The 16613-nt window shown below is 67.6% G+C and carries 17 protein-coding genes; 7 read left to right on the plus strand and 10 right to left on the minus strand.

Going from position 1 to position 16613, the window contains the following annotated elements; translation table 11 throughout:
• Nucleotides 1-79 precede the first annotated feature (79 nt).
• The 9 genes from ahcY to cofD form a co-directional block, all read right to left on the minus strand.
• Entirely contained in the window at nt 80-1564 is a 1485-nt protein-coding gene (ahcY, locus tag LGY53_RS02230) for an adenosylhomocysteinase (protein ID WP_225724944.1), read from the minus strand.
• A gap of 157 nt (nt 1565-1721) precedes the next feature.
• Nucleotides 1722-2879 carry an alkane 1-monooxygenase gene (locus tag LGY53_RS02235; RefSeq protein ID WP_225724945.1) on the minus strand — a complete coding sequence of 386 codons (1158 nt, stop codon included), beginning with the start codon at nt 2877-2879 and terminating at the stop codon, nt 1722-1724.
• A gap of 190 nt (nt 2880-3069) precedes the next feature.
• Complete coding sequence (locus LGY53_RS02240) at nt 3070-3693, minus strand: TetR/AcrR family transcriptional regulator (protein WP_225724946.1); 624 nt, start codon at nt 3691-3693, stop codon at nt 3070-3072.
• Nucleotides 3694-3744: 51 nt separating this feature from the next.
• Nucleotides 3745-3954, minus strand: coding sequence for a rubredoxin (locus LGY53_RS02245; protein ID WP_225725662.1), 210 nt, complete (start codon nt 3952-3954; stop codon nt 3745-3747).
• A 23-nt stretch (nt 3955-3977) separates the two neighbouring features.
• Entirely contained in the window at nt 3978-4148 is a 171-nt protein-coding gene (locus LGY53_RS02250; protein ID WP_225724947.1) for a rubredoxin, read from the minus strand.
• Entirely contained in the window at nt 4145-5383 is a 1239-nt protein-coding gene (locus LGY53_RS02255; RefSeq protein WP_225724948.1) for an alkane 1-monooxygenase, read from the minus strand. The genes LGY53_RS02250 and LGY53_RS02255 overlap by 4 nt, the downstream gene beginning before the upstream one ends.
• Before the next feature lie 118 nt (nt 5384-5501).
• Nucleotides 5502-6023: an NUDIX hydrolase gene (locus tag LGY53_RS02260; RefSeq protein WP_225724949.1), complete on the minus strand. Its 522-nt coding sequence runs from the start codon at nt 6021-6023 to the stop codon at nt 5502-5504.
• Nucleotides 6020-7366, minus strand: a complete 1347-nt coding sequence (locus tag LGY53_RS02265) for a coenzyme F420-0:L-glutamate ligase (protein WP_225724950.1) — start codon at nt 7364-7366, stop codon at nt 6020-6022. Before LGY53_RS02265 ends, LGY53_RS02260 begins: the two co-directional genes overlap by 4 nt.
• Nucleotides 7363-8358: a 2-phospho-L-lactate transferase gene (gene cofD, locus LGY53_RS02270; RefSeq protein WP_225724951.1), complete on the minus strand. Its 996-nt coding sequence runs from the start codon at nt 8356-8358 to the stop codon at nt 7363-7365. The genes LGY53_RS02265 and cofD overlap by 4 nt, the downstream gene beginning before the upstream one ends.
• A gap of 489 nt (nt 8359-8847) precedes the next feature.
• On the opposite strand from cofD, the gene LGY53_RS02275 reads away from it, so the two are divergent.
• The 7 genes from LGY53_RS02275 (at nt 8848) to LGY53_RS02305 (ending at nt 15143) form a co-directional block, all read left to right on the plus strand.
• Nucleotides 8848-9081 carry a WhiB family transcriptional regulator gene (locus LGY53_RS02275; protein WP_041561325.1) on the plus strand — a complete coding sequence of 78 codons (234 nt, stop codon included), beginning with the start codon at nt 8848-8850 and terminating at the stop codon, nt 9079-9081.
• Nucleotides 9082-9146: 65 nt separating this feature from the next.
• On the plus strand, nt 9147-9626 hold the full coding sequence (locus LGY53_RS02280) for a metallopeptidase family protein (RefSeq protein WP_167477524.1): 480 nt from the start codon (nt 9147-9149) through the stop codon (nt 9624-9626).
• A 102-nt stretch (nt 9627-9728) separates the two neighbouring features.
• Nucleotides 9729-10115 (plus strand): DUF3499 domain-containing protein, encoded by a 387-nt coding sequence (locus tag LGY53_RS02285; RefSeq protein ID WP_167479744.1) that lies wholly within the window; start codon nt 9729-9731, stop codon nt 10113-10115.
• 149 nt (nt 10116-10264) lie between these two features.
• On the plus strand, nt 10265-11641 hold the full coding sequence (locus LGY53_RS02290; protein ID WP_225724952.1) for a phosphomannomutase/phosphoglucomutase: 1377 nt from the start codon (nt 10265-10267) through the stop codon (nt 11639-11641).
• A 91-nt stretch (nt 11642-11732) separates the two neighbouring features.
• Nucleotides 11733-12938 carry a tobH protein gene (locus LGY53_RS02295; protein WP_225724953.1) on the plus strand — a complete coding sequence of 402 codons (1206 nt, stop codon included), beginning with the start codon at nt 11733-11735 and terminating at the stop codon, nt 12936-12938.
• Nucleotides 12938-14158 (plus strand): mannose-6-phosphate isomerase, class I, encoded by a 1221-nt coding sequence (manA, locus tag LGY53_RS02300; RefSeq protein ID WP_225724954.1) that lies wholly within the window; start codon nt 12938-12940, stop codon nt 14156-14158. Before LGY53_RS02295 ends, manA begins: the two co-directional genes overlap by 1 nt.
• 70 nt (nt 14159-14228) lie before the next feature.
• A complete protein-coding gene (locus LGY53_RS02305) occupies nt 14229-15143 on the plus strand; it encodes a cation diffusion facilitator family transporter (RefSeq protein ID WP_225724955.1) in 915 nt (304 codons plus the stop codon).
• Here the strand turns inward: LGY53_RS02305 and LGY53_RS02310 are convergent.
• Nucleotides 15128-16591 (minus strand): NAD(P)/FAD-dependent oxidoreductase, encoded by a 1464-nt coding sequence (locus LGY53_RS02310; protein ID WP_225724956.1) that lies wholly within the window; start codon nt 16589-16591, stop codon nt 15128-15130. The two genes, LGY53_RS02305 and LGY53_RS02310, sit on opposite strands and share 16 nt — an antisense overlap.
• Nucleotides 16592-16613 lie beyond the last annotated feature (22 nt).

Consider the following 16613-nt stretch of genomic DNA (forward strand, 5'->3'; position numbering starts at 1 on the left):
CAACCCGACGCCCCGGCATCGGGTAAGAACACGAAGGCCGCCGGGGCCTTTCGGCGCCGGCGGCCTTCGGGGGACTGGATCAGTAGCGGTAGTGGTCGGGCTTGTAGGGGCCCTCGATATCTACGCCGATGTATTCGGCCTGGTCCTTGGTGAGTTTGGTGAGTTCACCGCCGAGGGCCTGGACGTGGATGCGGGCCACCTTTTCGTCGAGGTGCTTGGGGAGGCGGTAGACCTCGTTGTCGTACTCCTCGGGCTTGGTCCACAGTTCGATCTGCGCGATCACCTGGTTGGAGAAGCTGTTCGACATGACGAAGGACGGGTGGCCGGTCGCGTTGCCGAGGTTGAGCAGACGGCCCTCGGACAGCACGATGATCGACTTGCCGGACTCCTTGAACGTCCACAGGTCCACCTGCGGCTTGATATTCAATTTCGTTGCGCCGGAACGCTCCAGCGCCGCCATATCGATCTCGTTGTCGAAGTGGCCGATATTGCCGAGGATGGCCTGGTCCTTCATCGCCTTCATGTGATCGAGGGTGATGATGTCCTTGTTGCCGGTGGCCGTGATGACGATATCGGCTTCGCCGATGGCCTTGTCGGCGGTGACGACATCGAAGCCGTCCATCAGCGCCTGCAGCGCGTTGATCGGGTCGATCTCGGTGACCTGCACCCGAGCGCCTTGTCCCGCAAGGGATTCCGCGCAGCCCTTGCCGACATCGCCGTAGCCGCAGATCAGCACCTTCTTACCGCCGATGAGCACATCGGTGCCGCGGTTGATGCCGTCGATGAGCGAATGCCGGGTGCCGTACTTGTTGTCGAACTTGGACTTGGTGACCGAGTCGTTGACGTTGATGGCCGGGAACACCAGTTCACCCGCCGCCGCGAACTGGTACAGCCGCAGCACGCCGGTGGTGGTCTCCTCGGTGACGCCGCGGACCGATTCGGCGATCTTGCCCCACTTGGTCTTATCGGTCTCGAACCGCTCGCGCAGCAGGTTCAGGAACACCTTGTACTCGGCGGAGTGGTCGTCGTCCTCCGGCGGCACCACGCCTGCCTTCTCGAACTGGGCGCCGCGCAGCACCAGCATGGTGGCGTCGCCGCCGTCGTCGAGGATCATGTTGGCGGGTTCACCGGGCCAGGTGAGCATCTGCTCGGCGGCCCACCAGTACTCCTCCAGGGTCTCGCCCTTCCAGGCGAATACCGAAACGCCCTGCGGCTCGTCGACGGTGCCGTGCGGTCCGACGACGACCGCGGCGGCCGCGTGGTCCTGGGTGGAGAAGATGTTGCAGGAGGCCCAGCGCACCTGAGCGCCAAGTGCCACAAGGGTTTCGATCAGCACCGCGGTCTGCACGGTCATATGCAGCGAGCCGGAGATGCGCGCACCCTTCAGCGGCAGCACCTCGGCGTATTCGCGGCGCAGCGCCATCAAACCGGGCATTTCGTGCTCGGCGAGGCGAATCTCCTTGCGGCCGAACTCGGCCAGCGACAGGTCGGCCACCTTGAAATCGATGCCGTTGCGGACATCGGCGGTGAGGGTGGTACGTGCGGGAAGTTCTGAGGTCGTCATCTGCCTCTTTCAGCCTCTCCTGAATGTGTCGGTACCGAGGCAAGGCTAGCCGCCTGAATACCCCGGGAGCCGAGGCGGCCATACCGGCTGCGCCCCGGCCTGCGCAGGCTTACCGACGGACCCGTCCGGCTGCGCAAGTTGTGCGATCGTGCAACCGTCAGACGGTTGCTCCGTACGCGGCAAGGATACGTCGGCGCTTGCGGGGTTGGATATTCGCCAGGGTGACATCGCCGCCGTAGTGGGCGAGCACCCGATGATCCATCACGGCCCGCCACAGCGGCGGCAGCGCCGCGAACAGGATCATGCTCGCGTATCCGGCGGGCAGCTGCGGCGCCACCTGTGAGCTGCGCAGAGTCTGGTAGCGGCGGCCCGGATTGGCGTGGTGATCGCTGTGCCGCTGCAGGTGGAACAGGAAGATATTGGTGACCAGCCGGTCGCTGTTCCAGCTGTCCCGCGGCGAGCAGCGCTCCCAGTGCCCGTTGGGCCGCTTGGCCCGCAGCAGGCCGTAGTGCTCGACGTAGTTCACCGTCTCCAGCAGACCGATGCCGATGACCGCCTGCAGCAGCAGCCACGGCAGTGCGCGCCAGCCGAAGGCGGCGACCAGCCCGCCGAACAGCACCAGCGTCATCGACCACGCCTGCAGGATGTGGTTGTGCACGCTCCACCAGCCGTGGCCCTTGCGGGCGAGGCGGTCGCGTTCCAGTGGTAACGCCGAGCGGAAACCGCCGATCACGCTGCGCGGCAAGAACTCCCACAGCGATTCACCCAACCGCGCACTCGCCGGATCGTCCGGCGTCGCGACCCGCACATGGTGACCGCGATTGTGCTCGACGAAGAAATGACCGTAACCCGACTGCGCCAGCGCGATTTTCGCCAGCCAACGCTCCAAATGCTCTACCCGATGCCCCAATTCGTGCGCGGCGTTGATCCCGATACCGCTGACGAAACCCAGCGTCGCCGCCAGCCCCAGCTTGTCGACGAAGCTCAGCTCGTCACCCGCCCACATCGCGGCGGCGATGATCAGACCGATCAGCTGCACCGGCAGGAACAGATAGGTGCACCACCGGTAATACCGGTCATTCGACAGCAACTCGTAGTCCTCGTCGCGCGGGTTGCTGCCGTCCTCGCCGACCACCCAGTCGAGGACCGGGATGGCGATCAGCACGATGATCGGCCCGATCCACCAGAACACCGGCGCCCCGGTGTGCAGGACGAGCTGGGACGGGAGTAGCGCGGAGGCGGGAGCGATCAGTCCGAGAACCCACAGGTGACGCTTCGGGTCAGGTGAACCCGCCGGTTTGCCAACCGTTTGCACGTTTGCCCGCCTAAATATGTACCTTTTCTCCGTCGCATGACAATACTTGCAGACTTTACGTCCGTTACAGGCCACGGGCGTTCCTAAACGTGGGATCAATTACATCCCGTCCAGTTGGTTTTTAAGGGTGCCCTAATGTGTCGCAGGTCACCGCATACGCGCCGCTACCGCTATGTGGAATATCGCCGCTTCAGCGGCTCGCCTCCCGGGCGGCCAAGATCGCCTCGACATAGGGGCTCAGCAACGCGCTCAGCTCGGCCGGCGCATTGCGCCCCGGGGCGGGCGGCGTCGGGATGTAACTCAGCGCGATGCGGACGAGCGCGTGCGCGATGACATCCGATTCCTCGGCCGTCGCCGCCACCCAACTTTGCTGGAAGGCGACCGACAGCCGCTCGGTCGCCCGGTCGAGCAACGGTCCGGCATCGAGGGTGATCAGCCGTAGCAGATCCAATTTCACCTCGCCGGCCAGCAGCGACCGCACCAGCGGATCCGCTGCGGCGTCCAGGAAGAAACCGGCTAGCCCCTCCTTGAACGCGGCCCGCGCGTCGCCGACGTTGTTGACGATCGCCGAATCCACGTGATCGACCAGATCGTCGGCGAGGCGTAGCGCGTATGCCTGAGCTAGGCCCGCGCGAGAACCGAATTCGTTGTACAGGGTCTGCCTGCTGACCCCGGCCCTGGCCGCGACGTCACCGAGGGTGATCTTGGACCAGTCCCGCTCGGTGAGCAGTTCGCGCATCGCATCCAGCACCGAGGTGCGCAGGAGCTCCCGCGCCGCCTCCTGATAAGGGATCCGGGTTCCGGTACGCGGCATAGCAGCGACACTGGCACGGGAGGCCCACCTAGTCAAAACGCCCGGCCGACTTCACGAACGCTCGATCTCCACCATGTAGAAGTCGGACTTGGCCGCACCGCAGTCGGGGCAGCTCCAGTTGTCCGGAATATCCGCCCACCGGGTGCCGGGGGCGATACCGTCCTCCGGCCAGCCCTTGGCCTCGTCGTATTCGAAGCCGCACTGAACACATTGGTAGAGCTTGTATTCCGGCCCACCCGTCACCCGACCGCCGCCCCCCATCGAATCGCCTTGCGATGCTGTATTCATTTGATCCCAACCTGTTCGAAATCGATCTTCTCCCGCACCCCGCAGTCCGGACAGCACCAGTCATCCGGTACCGCCGCCCACGCCGTGCCCGCCGGAAACCCCTCGTGCGGTGCGCCTTTCGCCTCGTCGTAGACGTAATCGCAAACAGGGCAACGGTATACGCTCATGATCGAACTCCGGCGTGGCCATAGCGGGCGATCACCTTGTCCCGCTTGGCCGGATCAATATTTGCACGGGTGATGTCACCGCCATAGTGGGCCAGCACGCGCTTGTCCATAACCCGCCGCCACAGCGGCGGGAAGTAGGCGAGCAGGATCATGCTCGCGTAGCCGCTCGGCAGGTTCGGCGCGCCGTCCCAGCTGCGCAGCGTCTGGTAGCGCCGGGTCGGATAGGCGTGATGGTCGCTGTGCCGCTGCAGGTGGTACAGGAAGATATTGGTGACGATGTGGTCGCTGTTCCAGCTGTGCACCGGCGCGGGACGTTCGTAGCGTCCGGATGCGGTGCGCCGGCGGACCAAGCCGTAATGCTCGAGGTAGTTGACCGCCTCCAGCAGGCTGAAGCCGACCACCGCCTGCAGCGCCAGGTAGGGCAGGACTGCGATGCCGAACACCGCGACGAGCGCCGCCCACAGCACCGCCGACATCGCCCAGGCACTCAACACCTCGTTGTGCGGGCTCAGCGGCCGCTTGCCGAGCCGCGCCAACCGGGCCCGCTCCAACTGCCAAGCCGAGCGCAGACTGCCGAATACGGTCCGCGGCCAGAAGGCCCAGAACGTCTCGCCCACACGGGAACTCGCCGGATCATCCGGTGTCGCGACGCGCACGTGGTGGCCGCGGTTGTGCTCGATGTAGAAGTGACCGTAGAACGATTGCGCCAGTGCGATTCTCGACAGCCAGCGCTCCAGATCCACCTTCTTGTGGCCCAATTCGTGCGCGGTGTTGATGCCGATGCCGCCGATCATGCCGACGGTGATGGCCAGCCCGATCTTGTCGACAAGACGCAAGCTGCCATCGATGCCGAGCCAGCCGAGGTTCGGCGCGGCGATCAGATAGCAGGCCATGATCAGCGTCGCGTACTGGAACGGCAGGTACAGGTAGGTGAGGTACCTGTAGTACTTGTCGTTCTCCAGGTACTCCATCACCTCGTCGGGCGGGTTGTCGCCGTCGGGCCCGAAACAGATGTCCGCCAACGGAATCAGCAAGTACACCAGGATCGGGCCGAGCCAGAACGGCACCTGCGCCGCCCGGTGCCAACCGATTTCGTTGAACGCCCACACCAGCGGCAGACCGATGGTGAACAGGCCGGTCGGGGCGAACAGGCCCCAGAGCCAGAGATAGCGCTTGCGGTCGCGCCAGGCCGGTGCCGTAATTCGCGCGCCGGACCTGTCGGTATCCGTGGACATCGTTGTCTCCATTCCAGCGGCGCATCAGGTGTGACGCGCGGTACTACTGAAATGGACGATAGAGATCGATTTGTCGTATGTCTAGACAAATCAGATCATTTGTAAACTCGCCTGGATGTCAGCCGCGCAGCGGCACCTCCGCATTCTTCGGCAGCGCGTCGACCGGCCACCAGCGCAGATCGGTGGATTCGGCGCTGCGCACCGGCTCCGCACCCTTCGGCGCACGAATGCGGAAGAGCAGATCGAGATGCCGGGTCGGGACGCCGAGCGAGCAGGTGATCGAATGTGCCTGCACCCCATACAGTCCCGGATCGAGTTCGAGGCCGGGAATGCCCGACTCCTCGATCGCCTCGCGCAGCGCCGCATCGGACACCGTCTCGTCGAATTCCTCGCAGTGGCCGCCGAGTTGGATCCAGAGCCCGACCCGCGGATGCAGCGTCAGCAGCACCTCGCGTTCGTCATGCGAGAACACCAGCGCCGATGCGGTGATATGGCCCGGCGCGTACTCGCGCAGGCAGCCGCGCGGGGCGGAATCCAGGAAGGCCAGCAGCGCGACCGTCAGGGCACGATCGGAATCCGTTGGCGGCCGCCATGTTTCGAGCAGCGCGACGGCCGACTTGTGCAGCGATTCAGCACTCACAGCTCGACGAGCCCGAAATCCGGTGCGGGCACGGGCCGCGGTGCGAGCTCCTCCGGCGGATAACCGATCGCGATGGCGCCCAACGGATTCCAGTCCTCCTCCAGGCCGAGCACCGCACGGGTGATCTCCGGCGCGAAGATGGTGGACCCGATCCAGCAGCTGCCGATGCCCTCGGTGGCCAGCGCCACCAGCAGGCCCTGCACGGCCGCGCCGACCGCGACGGTGAACATGGTGCGCTCGGCGACGCGGCGGCGCTCGTCCGGATAGTCGTGCGCGCCGTCGGGCACGCAGAACGGGATGATCATCTCCGGCGCGTCGAACAGGATCCGGCCGCGGGCCACCCGCCGCTCGACGCTGTCCGGCGTGCGTCCGTCGCCGGCGAGGTCGGCGCGCCACTTCTGCGCCATCGCCTCCAGCAGCTGCTTGCGCAGCTCGGGTTTGCGCACCCAGACGAACCGCACCGGCCGGGTGTGATGCGGTGCGGGCGCGGTGAGCGCCACCGCCACCGCGGCCCGGATCCGCTCGGGATCCACGGGCGTATCGGCGAATTGGCGAATGGACCGGCGCAGCAGCACCGCCTCGCGCCTGCCCTTGTCGATCGCCTCGGCGGTGCCGAGCCAGAACAGGTCGTCGGTGCCGGTGCGCAGCAGATCGGCCGCGGTGGATCCGTCGTCGGTGACCGGCAGTCCGCGCACCACCGCCACCGGGATGCCGCCGAGCTTGCCCTTCACCAGATCCGCCGCCGCCGCCAGCTCGTCGGCGACGGCCACCTGGGTGACGTGCAGCTCGTTGCCCTGTCCGTCGACGGCGCCGTTGTAGTCGTGCAGCACCCGCAGTCCCGCGGCGCCGATGGCGGCGTCGATCTGGCCGCTGCGCCAGGCCCGGCCCATGGTGTCGGTGATGACCACCGCGACATTCACCCCGAGCCGCGCGGCGAGGCCGTCGCGCAGCGCCTTGGCGCTGGCGTCGGGATCGGTTGGCAGCAGCACCAATTCGCCCTTTTCGACATTGGAGCCGTCCACCCCCGACGCGGCCTGCACGATGCCGAGCCGGTTCTCGGTGATCAGGGTGCGGCCCTTGCGGGCGAGTACCCGCACCGCCTCGCGGTCGACGAGTTCGCGGCGAGCGGCGTCGCGTTCCTCCGGATCGAGCGGGGCGGCCACGATGCGCCCCTCGGCCTTGGCGACGATCTTGCTGGTGACGACCAGGATGTCACCGTCGGCCAGCCAAGGGGCCTTGTCGGCGAGTTGGGCGACCAGATCGTCGCCGGGCCGGAATTCGGGTAGGCCGACAACCGGCAGGATGCGCAGTTCGGATGCGGCGTGATCGGGCAACGCGGTCATTTCACTCCAGCCAATTCCAATGCCTCGCGGGCCATTTCGGCGGTGGTCTGCGGATCGGTCATGAGCAGCGGCACGCTGCGCACCTCGACGCCGGGCACCTCGGCGGAATCGGTGGTGTGCACCAGCCACCCGTCCAGGATCCCGGTCTCCGAGCGCGCGCCATAGTAGCGGCCGACCGCCTCCGCCGAGGTTTCGACGCCGATCACCGACAGGCATTCATCGGCCATGCCGCGCAACGGTTTTCCGTCGATGACCGGAGACAGCCCGACCACCTTGGCCTCCGTGGTGCGCAATGCGCCGCGAATACCCGGTACCGCAAGTATCGATCCGATGCTCACAACCGGGTTCGACGGGGCGAGCAAAACCGCGTCGGCGGCCGATATGATCTCTGTCACATTTGGTGCCGGTTTGGCTTGTTCCGCCCCAATTGTGGCGAATCCATGGGTCTCGATGCCCGCGCGGTACCGAACCCACCACTCTTGAAAATGGATCGCTTTACGTTCGCCAGGGTTCTCCGGATCGGTCACAACGACATGTGTTTCGCATCGGTCATCGGTTGCCGGCACCAGTTTCACGCCGGGCTGCCACCGCTTGCACAGCGCCTCGGTGACCGCCGAGAGCGGATACCCGGCGCGCAGCATTTCGCTGCGGATCAGATGGGTGGCGATATCACGGTCGCCCAAACCGAACCAATCCGGCTGCGCCCGATAGTTGGCCAGTTCCTCCTTGGCGTGCCAGGTTTCGCCGACCCGGCCCCAGCCGCGCTCGGTATCGATCCCGCCACCCAGGGTGTACATGCAGGTATCGAGGTCGGGGCAGATGCGAAGGCCGTGCATCCAGACGTCGTCGCCGACGTTGACGATGGCGGAGATATCCGCCTGCGGAAGCAGTTCCCTGACGCCCTGCAGGAATCGTGCGCCACCCACTCCGCCGACCAGGACGGCGATCCGGGGTCCGCTTGCGGGCGCGGTGCCCGCGTGTTGTCCACTCACATCCGCACAGCCTATGCGGTAGCCGCCGAACCGCGATTCACCCCATATTTGCTGGTCATTTGCCGAATGGCACTTCAAGATCGAAGTGGAATGCGGGCGCGGATAGTAACGGAATAGCGTCGGCGGCTTGACCATCGACACGTACGGCGTGTCTAATCACAGTCATGTCATTCCGGGTTCGCGCGAGAGTTCAAGGCGCGGACGGATTTTCGAACAGATGTTCCCATCGGGGTGACGAGCTCGGGGATGTCCGCGGGACTACGTCGCGGGGTAGTGCCGTCGGTGTGCGTGTTGGTCCGACGGAAATAATCATTCTGCGCTAACACACAGTGAGGAGGCGGAGCGATGGCCAATGAGCTGGTCTCGCCGACCGATTCCACCGCAGGCGCAGCACGTGGCGTCTGTGCAGACAACGGCCGGAAGGAACGAGAGGGGGGTAGCGAAGTCTCGTCGCCCCGGCTCAGCCTGGTCGTCACGGGCTTCGACGAGATGTTCGAGTCCATCGAGGAACAGTGGCAGGAACGTGCCCTGTGCGCGCAGACCGATCCGGAGGCGTTCTTCCCCGAGAAGGGCGGCTCGACGCGGGAGGCGAAACGGATCTGCATGGGCTGCGAGGTCCGGGACGAGTGCCTGGAGTACGCACTCGCCCACGATGAGCGCTTCGGCATCTGGGGCGGACTCTCCGAACGGGAGCGCCGCCGCCTCAAGCGCGGTATCAGCTAGACCTTCTCCAAGGCCGGCCCCGCCCTGGGAAGCGTGGCCGGGGCGGGCTGGCCTAAGTTCGTAGCATGGCTCGTTCTCGGAAGCGTCGTCCGCCGACCGCACGGTCGGTGATCCGCCGTGGGCGCGGAGTACGCGGGCCGATGTTGCCGCCGACGGTGCCCGCATGGCGCACCCGGGGGCAGAAATTCGACCGGCTGGTGCTCGAGGCATTCGCACCGCTGGACACCCGCTGGCACGACCGGCTCACCAAACTGGACATCGCGGTCGACGATGTGCCGAAAATCCGTCCGCTGCACCCCGATTCGGTCACCTGGCCGGATGAGGTGGTGGCCGACGGACCGGTACCGCTGTCGCGGCTCATCCCGGCCGGGGTGGACCGGCACGGCGCGGCGACCCGCGCCAGGGTCGTACTCTTCCGCAAACCGCTAGAGCTGCGCGCCAGCGATCCGGACGACCTGGTGGACCTGCTACGCGAGGTCCTGGTCCAACAGGTGGCCACCTATCTCGGCGTCGATCCGGACGTCATCGATCCGGAAGCGGAGTAACGGCGTCCGAATTCGGTTGTCCGCGGCGGAATTCACCTCCGCCGAGGCGTGTCCGCTCCCCATCCGACGGTCAGGGGGGTTACTCTCATCGGCGTGATCCCCATGCGTCGTTGCTGCCGACCCGGCTGCAAGAATCCGGCCGTCGCGACGCTCACCTACGTGTACTCGGATTCGACCGCGGTGGTGGGCCCCCTGGCGACCGTCGCAGAACCGCACTCCTGGGATCTGTGCGAAACACACGGTTCCCGGATCACCGCCCCCAAGGGTTGGGAGCTGGTTCGGCACGAGGGCGGATTCTCTTCCAGCACACCGGATGACGACGACCTCACCGCATTGGCCGAGGCGGTGCGCGAGGCCGGGCTGCGGCGCCGCGCGCCGGAGCCGGAACGGCAGCAGCGCGGTTACACCGGCTATCCGCCGCCCGCCCAGCGGGCCCAGCGCACCGGACGCCGCGGACATCTGCGGGTCCTCCCCGATCCGCCCAGCTGACGGAGAATCCGGGTCGATCGCGAAATGCGTTGCCGCCGAAGGCAAGAGCCGATGGGCGAGATGCGACCGACCGGTTGGCCGTGGCGACCTGCCGCACACCGGGGTGGACAGAATTCGCCTGAGCGGGCGCGCACACTAGTGTGGTGGCCATGACAGTCGCCCGCTCTGCCGAATTCGTGAACGCGGTGATCAAGGCCTACGACGTTCGTGGCGTGGTCGGAGAACAGATCGACGGTGACTTCGTCGGGGATGTCGGCGCATCGTTCGCGCGGTTGATGCGCGGCGAGGGCGCGACCCGGATCGTCATCGGACACGATATGCGCGAATCCTCCCCCGGTCTGGCGGCGGCCTTCGCCCAGGGCGTGCGGGCGCAGGGCCTCGACGTGACGCATATCGGACTGTCCTCCACCGACCAGCTGTACTTCGCCTCCGGCCACCTCGCATGCCCGGGCGCCATGTTCACCGCCAGCCACAATCCGGCCCGCTACAACGGCATCAAGCTGTGCCGGGCCAATGCGCTGCCGGTCGGCCAGGACACCGGACTGGCCACCATCAAGGCCGAAATCGTCGACGGCGTACCGGGCTTCGACGGCCCGCAGGGCACGGAGACCACCGTCGACCTGCTGCCCGATTACGCGAAGTTCCTGCACGGGCTGGTCGACCTGACCGGTATCCGGGAGCTGACCGTCGCGGTGGACGCGGGCAACGGTATGGGCGGCTACACGGTGCCGGCGGTGCTCGGCGGTCTTCCGCGGCTGAAGGTGGTGCCGCTGTACTTCGAACTCGACGGGTCGTTCCCCAATCACGAGGCCAATCCGCTGGATCCGAAGAATCTGGTGGATCTGCAGCGGCTGGTGGTCGAATCGGGCGCCGATATCGGCCTGGCCTTCGACGGCGACGCCGACCGGTGCTTCGTGGTGGACGAGAAGGGCGATCCGGTCTCGCCGTCGGCGATCACCGCGCTGGTGGCCGAGCGAGAGCTGATCAAGGAGCCGGGCGCGACGATCATCCACAATCTGATCACCTCGCGGGCGGTGCCGGAGCTGGTCGCCGAACTGGGCGGCACCCCGGTGCGCACCCGGGTCGGACATTCGTTCATCAAGCAGGAGATGGCCGCCACCGGTGCGGTATTCGGCGGTGAGCATTCCGCGCACTACTACTTCCGCGATTTCTGGGGCGCCGACTCGGGCATGCTCGCCGCGCTGCACGTGCTGGCCGCGTTGGGCGAGAAGGATCGGCCGATGTCCGAACTCGGCTCCTCGTATGCAACATATGCGAGCTCGGGAGAGATCAACTCCACAGTGGCGGACGCGAAGGAGCGGACGATGGCTGTGCTGAAGAACTTCGAGGGCCGAGCCCTCTCGGTCGACCGGCTGGACGGCGTCACCGTGCAGCTGCCCGACGATGCCTGGTTCAATCTGCGTGCCTCGAATACCGAGCCGCTGCTGCGGTTGAATGTGGAAGCTAGGACTTCCGAGGATGTAGACGTACTCGTAACCGAGATTCTGAGCATCGTGCGCTCCTGACTGGAATAGTGGAATCACAGACATTGGATTCGCCCGACCTGGGCTCGGTGTGGACGAAAACACAGCGCGATGAGGGGAGGTGGGACGCCCGATGATCGCTGGAACACCGGTGCTCGACCTGGACGATGCCGCATCACTCCAGGCAGCCGATGCCGGCGGCGCCCTGCGCTCGGCCGCCTCCGGCGGCGCTCAGGTGCGCGCCACCGCGGCGGCCGTCGGTGAGGACGCGCTCGCGCGCCTGAAGGATCTGCGTCCGCGCAGCGTGGTGTTGGTGTCCGGATCGGGCCGGGCCACCCGGGCCGCCGGACTACTCGTCGCCGCGCTCGGCGACCGCGTCGGCCTACCCATCGTGCCCGTCGCCGCGCTGCCGCCGTGGGTCGGTCCGCTCGATGTCGTCCTGGTTTCCGGTGACGACGCGGGCGACCCCCGGCTGATCGACGCGGTGGACCGGGCACTGCGCCGGGGCGCCGAGGTGGTTGTCGCCGCGCCGCACGAGGGCCCGCTGCGCGCGGCGGCGGCAGGCCGGGCGGCGCTGCTGGAGCCGCGAGTACAGGTCCTCGACCACAATCGGCTGCTGCGCTTCCTCGCCGCGGGCATTGCGGTGCTCGCCGCGGTGGATCCGGGCCGGGCGGGCGCCGCGGTGCCGGATCTGACCGAACTCGCCGACGTGCTGGACGCGGAGGCGCTGCGCGACGGTCCGCAGAACGAGGTGTTCCACAATCCGGCCAAAACGCTCGCCGCGCGCATGCAGCAGCGCGGGATCGTGCTGGCGGGCGATTCCCCCGCCGCGACCCAACTGGCCGAGCACGGCGCCGAGGTGCTGCTCGCCGCGGCGGGCAAGGTCGCGACGGCGGTGAATCTGGCCGAGGCGGTGGCAGCGAACCCGCAAATGACCGAGGCCGCAGGCCAATCCGCGCCCGGTTTCGATCCGCTCTTCCACGACGAACAGCTGGACGGTCCGGCGCCGGTGGAGCGGCTGCGGGTGTTCGTGCTCAGCGCCGACCCGGACCAGGTGGCCGCGCGGCGCAGGCTCGCGGTATTCGGCGGCGGTTCCGGACTGGTCGACGCCGATCTGGCGAGCGCCGATGTCGACCTGCTGCACACCGAGTTCACCGATCCCGGCGCGCCCGCACCCGCCGAGGAGCCCCGATCGGGCACGGGGCACGGCGGCAGCGAGTTGGAGCAGTTGGCGGTGCTGGCGCTGCGGCTGGAGATGGCCGCGGCCTACCTGCGGCTCATCGGCTCGCGCGGCGCCGCCACCACCGGATCCGGTGACTACGACGGGGGACGCTACTAGTGCACGAACTCGTTGGTGCACTGCGCAATTACGCATGGGGTTCGCGCACCGCGCTCGCGCAATTGTGCGGCAGGCCGGTGCCGTCGGCGCATCCGGAGGCGGAGCTGTGGTTCGGCGCGCATCCGGCCGATCCGGCGCTGGTGCGCATCGGCGGCGGCAAACGGTCGCTGCTGGAGCTGGTCTCGGACGATCCCGAGCGTGAATTGGGTTCCGCCGCACCGGAATTCGGCGGCAAACTGCCCTTCCTGCTGAAGATACTCGCGGCCGAGGAGCCGCTCTCGCTGCAGGCGCATCCGAGCCTGGCGCAGGCGCTGGAGGGCTATCAGCGGGAGAATCGCGCACGGGTGCCGCTGGATTCGCCGCTGCGCAACTATCGCGACGAGAACCACAAGCCCGAACTGGTTGTCGCACTGGAGCGTTTCGAGGCGCTGGCCGGATTCCGCGATCCGCGGCGCACCGTAGACCTGCTGCGCGCACTCGACGTGCCCGGGCTCGCGCAGTACGCGGACCTGCTTGCGGAGGCACCGGATTCGTCGGGTCTGCGGACGCTGTTCACCACCTGGATCACACTGCCGCAGCCCGCGCTGGCCACGCTGCTGCCCGCGGTGCTCGACGGCTGCGTGCGCTACCTCTCCGGCAAGGGCAGGCGAGCGTTCGGCGCGGAGGCCCGCACGGCGCTGGAATTGGCCGAGGCCTACCCGGGCGATGCGGGCGTGCTGGCCGCGCTGCTGCTGAACCGGGTGACGCTGGAGCCCGGCCAGGGTTTGTATCTCGCGGCCGGGAATCTGCACGCCTACCTGCGCGGGCTCGGTGTCGAGATCATGGCCAACTCCGACAATGTGCTGCGCGGCGGGCTCACCCCGAAGCACGTCGATGTGCCGGAACTGTTGCGGGTGCTGGATTTCGAACCCATCGACGTGCCGTTCGTGCTGCCGGAACCGGCCGGTGATGGTTCGGTGCGCTATCGCACGCCCGCGCCGGAATTCGAGCTGCGCCGCTTCGATCTCGCCGCGGGCTCGGGCCAGGCGCCGCTCACCGCGGCCGGGCCCGGCATCGTGCTGTGCACCTCCGGCGCCGTGCGACTGCTGCAGAACGGCACCGAACTGCTGGTGGAACGCGGTGGCGCGGCGTGGATTTCGGCCGCCGACAGCGATATCCGGGCACAGGCGGTGGATGGTGCGGCGCAGCTGTTCTGCGCCTGCGTCGGCGCGGGCAACTGACCGCTGTCCGGGTTGTCCGTTTCACTGATTTACGCTGTTCGAGCATGTTTCGCGACGGAGAGGACGGTCCATGTCGGCTGGCGGCGGCAAGAAGGCGATTATCGCGGCGCTATCGGCGAATGCCGGGATCGCGGCGGCGAAATTCGTCGGCGCGGCGCTCACCGGCTCCGGATCGATGCTCGCCGAGGCCGTGCACTCGGTGGCCGATACCGCCAATCAGGGTCTGCTGCTGCTCGGCCAGCGCCGCGCCGCGCGCGAGGCCGATGAGCTGCACCCGTTCGGATACGGGCGCAACCGGTACTTCTATTCGTTCATCGTCGCGCTGGTGCTGTTCACCCTCGGATCGATCTACGCGATCTACGAGGGCGTGCACAAGGTGCAGCACCCGGAGGAACTGAGCAATCCCCTTGTGGCCGTTGCGATCCTGGTGATCGCCATCGCGCTGGAGGGTTTCAGCTTCACCACCGCGATGCGGGAATCCGCACCGCTGAAGGGTTCGGCGAGCTGGTGGCGGTTCATCCGCAACTCGCGCAGCCCGGAACTGCCCGTCGTGCTGCTGGAGGACACCGGGGCGCTGATCGGTCTGCTGTTCGCGTTCGCGGGCGTCGGGCTGACCATGCTCACCGGCGATCCGGTGTGGGACGGTATCGGCACGCTGGCCATCGGCGCACTGCTCGGGGTGATCGCGCTGGTGCTGATCGTGGAGATGCAGAGCCTGCTGATCGGTGAGGGCGCGACGCCCGACGAGGATCGGGCCATCCGGGCGAATCTGGTCGACGGCACGCGAATCGACCGGGTCATCCATCTGAAGACCCAGTATCTGGGCCCGGAGGAAATCCTCGTCGCGGCAAAGGTTTCCATCGTGCCCGGCCTCGATATCGCCGCTATCGCCGCCGCCATCGACGACGCCGAGGCGCGGGTGCGCGCGGCCGTTCCGGCGGCGCGGGTGATGTACCTCGAACCGGATCTCTATCGCACGCGCTGACCGGCGAGCAGGTCGAGCGGATCGGTGCGGATGCCGAAACGCTCGCGCAGGACGTGCCGGGTGGCGTGCAGAGCGTTCATACCGTGCACACCCGGGCCCGGCGGCGTCGCCGCGGAGCACAGGTAGACGCCGGGAAGCGGGGTGCCGTAAGGGTTCCAGCGGGCGGCGGGACGGAATGGCACCTGGCGCAACGACATCGCGCCCGCGGAGATGTCGCCGCCGATGTAGTTGGCGTTGTGCGCCGGAAGTTCGGCCGCGGTGTAGACGTGCTTGGCCACGATCAGATCGCGGAAACCCGGTGCGAAGCGCTCGATCTGGGCGATGACGGCCTCGCTGACATCGCGGGTGGAGCCGTTGGGCACATGCGTATAGCTGTAGAGGGTGTGCCCGCCCGCCGGGGCGCGCGTCGGGTCGACCACGCCGGGCTGGATCGCGAGCACATAGGGACGTTCGGCGTGTTGCCCTGCGGCGACGGTCTTTTCGGCGGCCATCGCCTCGGCGCGGGTGCCGACCAGATGCAGGGTGCCGGCCAGCTCGCAGCCCGCCGCCCGCCACGGCACCGGGCCGGACAGCGCGAAATCGACCTTGCACGCCGCACCGCCGTAGCGGAAACGGTTGAGCTGCTTGGCATATCGCGGCGGCAGCCGGTCGCCCGCGAGGCGGAGCAGTTCGGCGGGGGCGGTGTCGAGGACGACGGCGCGGGCGCTGCCGAATTCATCGAGCGAATCCACCCGGTGGCCGAGGTGTACCTTGCCGCCCAGGCGCTCCAGCTCGCCGATCAGCGCGTCCGGGATGGCCTGACTGCCGCCGCGCGGGAGTACCCAGCCGCCCACATGCGCCAGGGTGCCGAGCAGCAGTCCGGCGCCGACGGCGGGCAGCGCCCTCGGCGGCGTGATCGCGTGTGTCGCAATGCCGCTCAGCATCGCTGGGGCGGCGTCGTCACGAAACCTGGTGTTCCACAGCGGCGATCCCTGCTCGAGCAGGCGAAGGCCGAAGCGGATCGCGCTGGGTATCGCGCGTGGGACATGCCGCAGATCCCCCATCGCGACATCCACCACCTCGGTCCAGTGCCGGACCAGCGGACCGAACAGCGAACGCCACGCCGCACCGTCCGGGCCGAGCCCGTCGACGGTGCGGTCGAGATCGCGCCAGGCCAATCCGGCCCGGCCGTCGTCGAGCGGATGGGCGTAGGAGACCTCGGGCGCAAGCAGGTCGACCCCATGCGCGGTCAGGTCGAAGGCGCGAAAAACCGGTGATGCCAATGCCATTGGATGCGCACCGGCGCAGACGTCGTGCCGGTAGCCGGGCAGCGTCAGCTCCGCCGTGCGCGAGCCGCCGCCTGCGGTGGGCTGCGCCTCGAAGACCTCGACCGAGAGACCGGCCTTGGCCAGGATCACCGCCGCGGCGAGTCCGTTGGGTCCGGAGCCGACAACCACCACATCAGGCATGTCACCCACGCTACCCGGGGTC

Origin of the sequence: Nocardia sp. JCM 34519.1 (assembly GCF_020361265.1) — a bacterium.
Taxonomy (GTDB): Bacteria; Actinomycetota; Actinomycetes; order Mycobacteriales; family Mycobacteriaceae; genus Nocardia; species Nocardia arthritidis_A.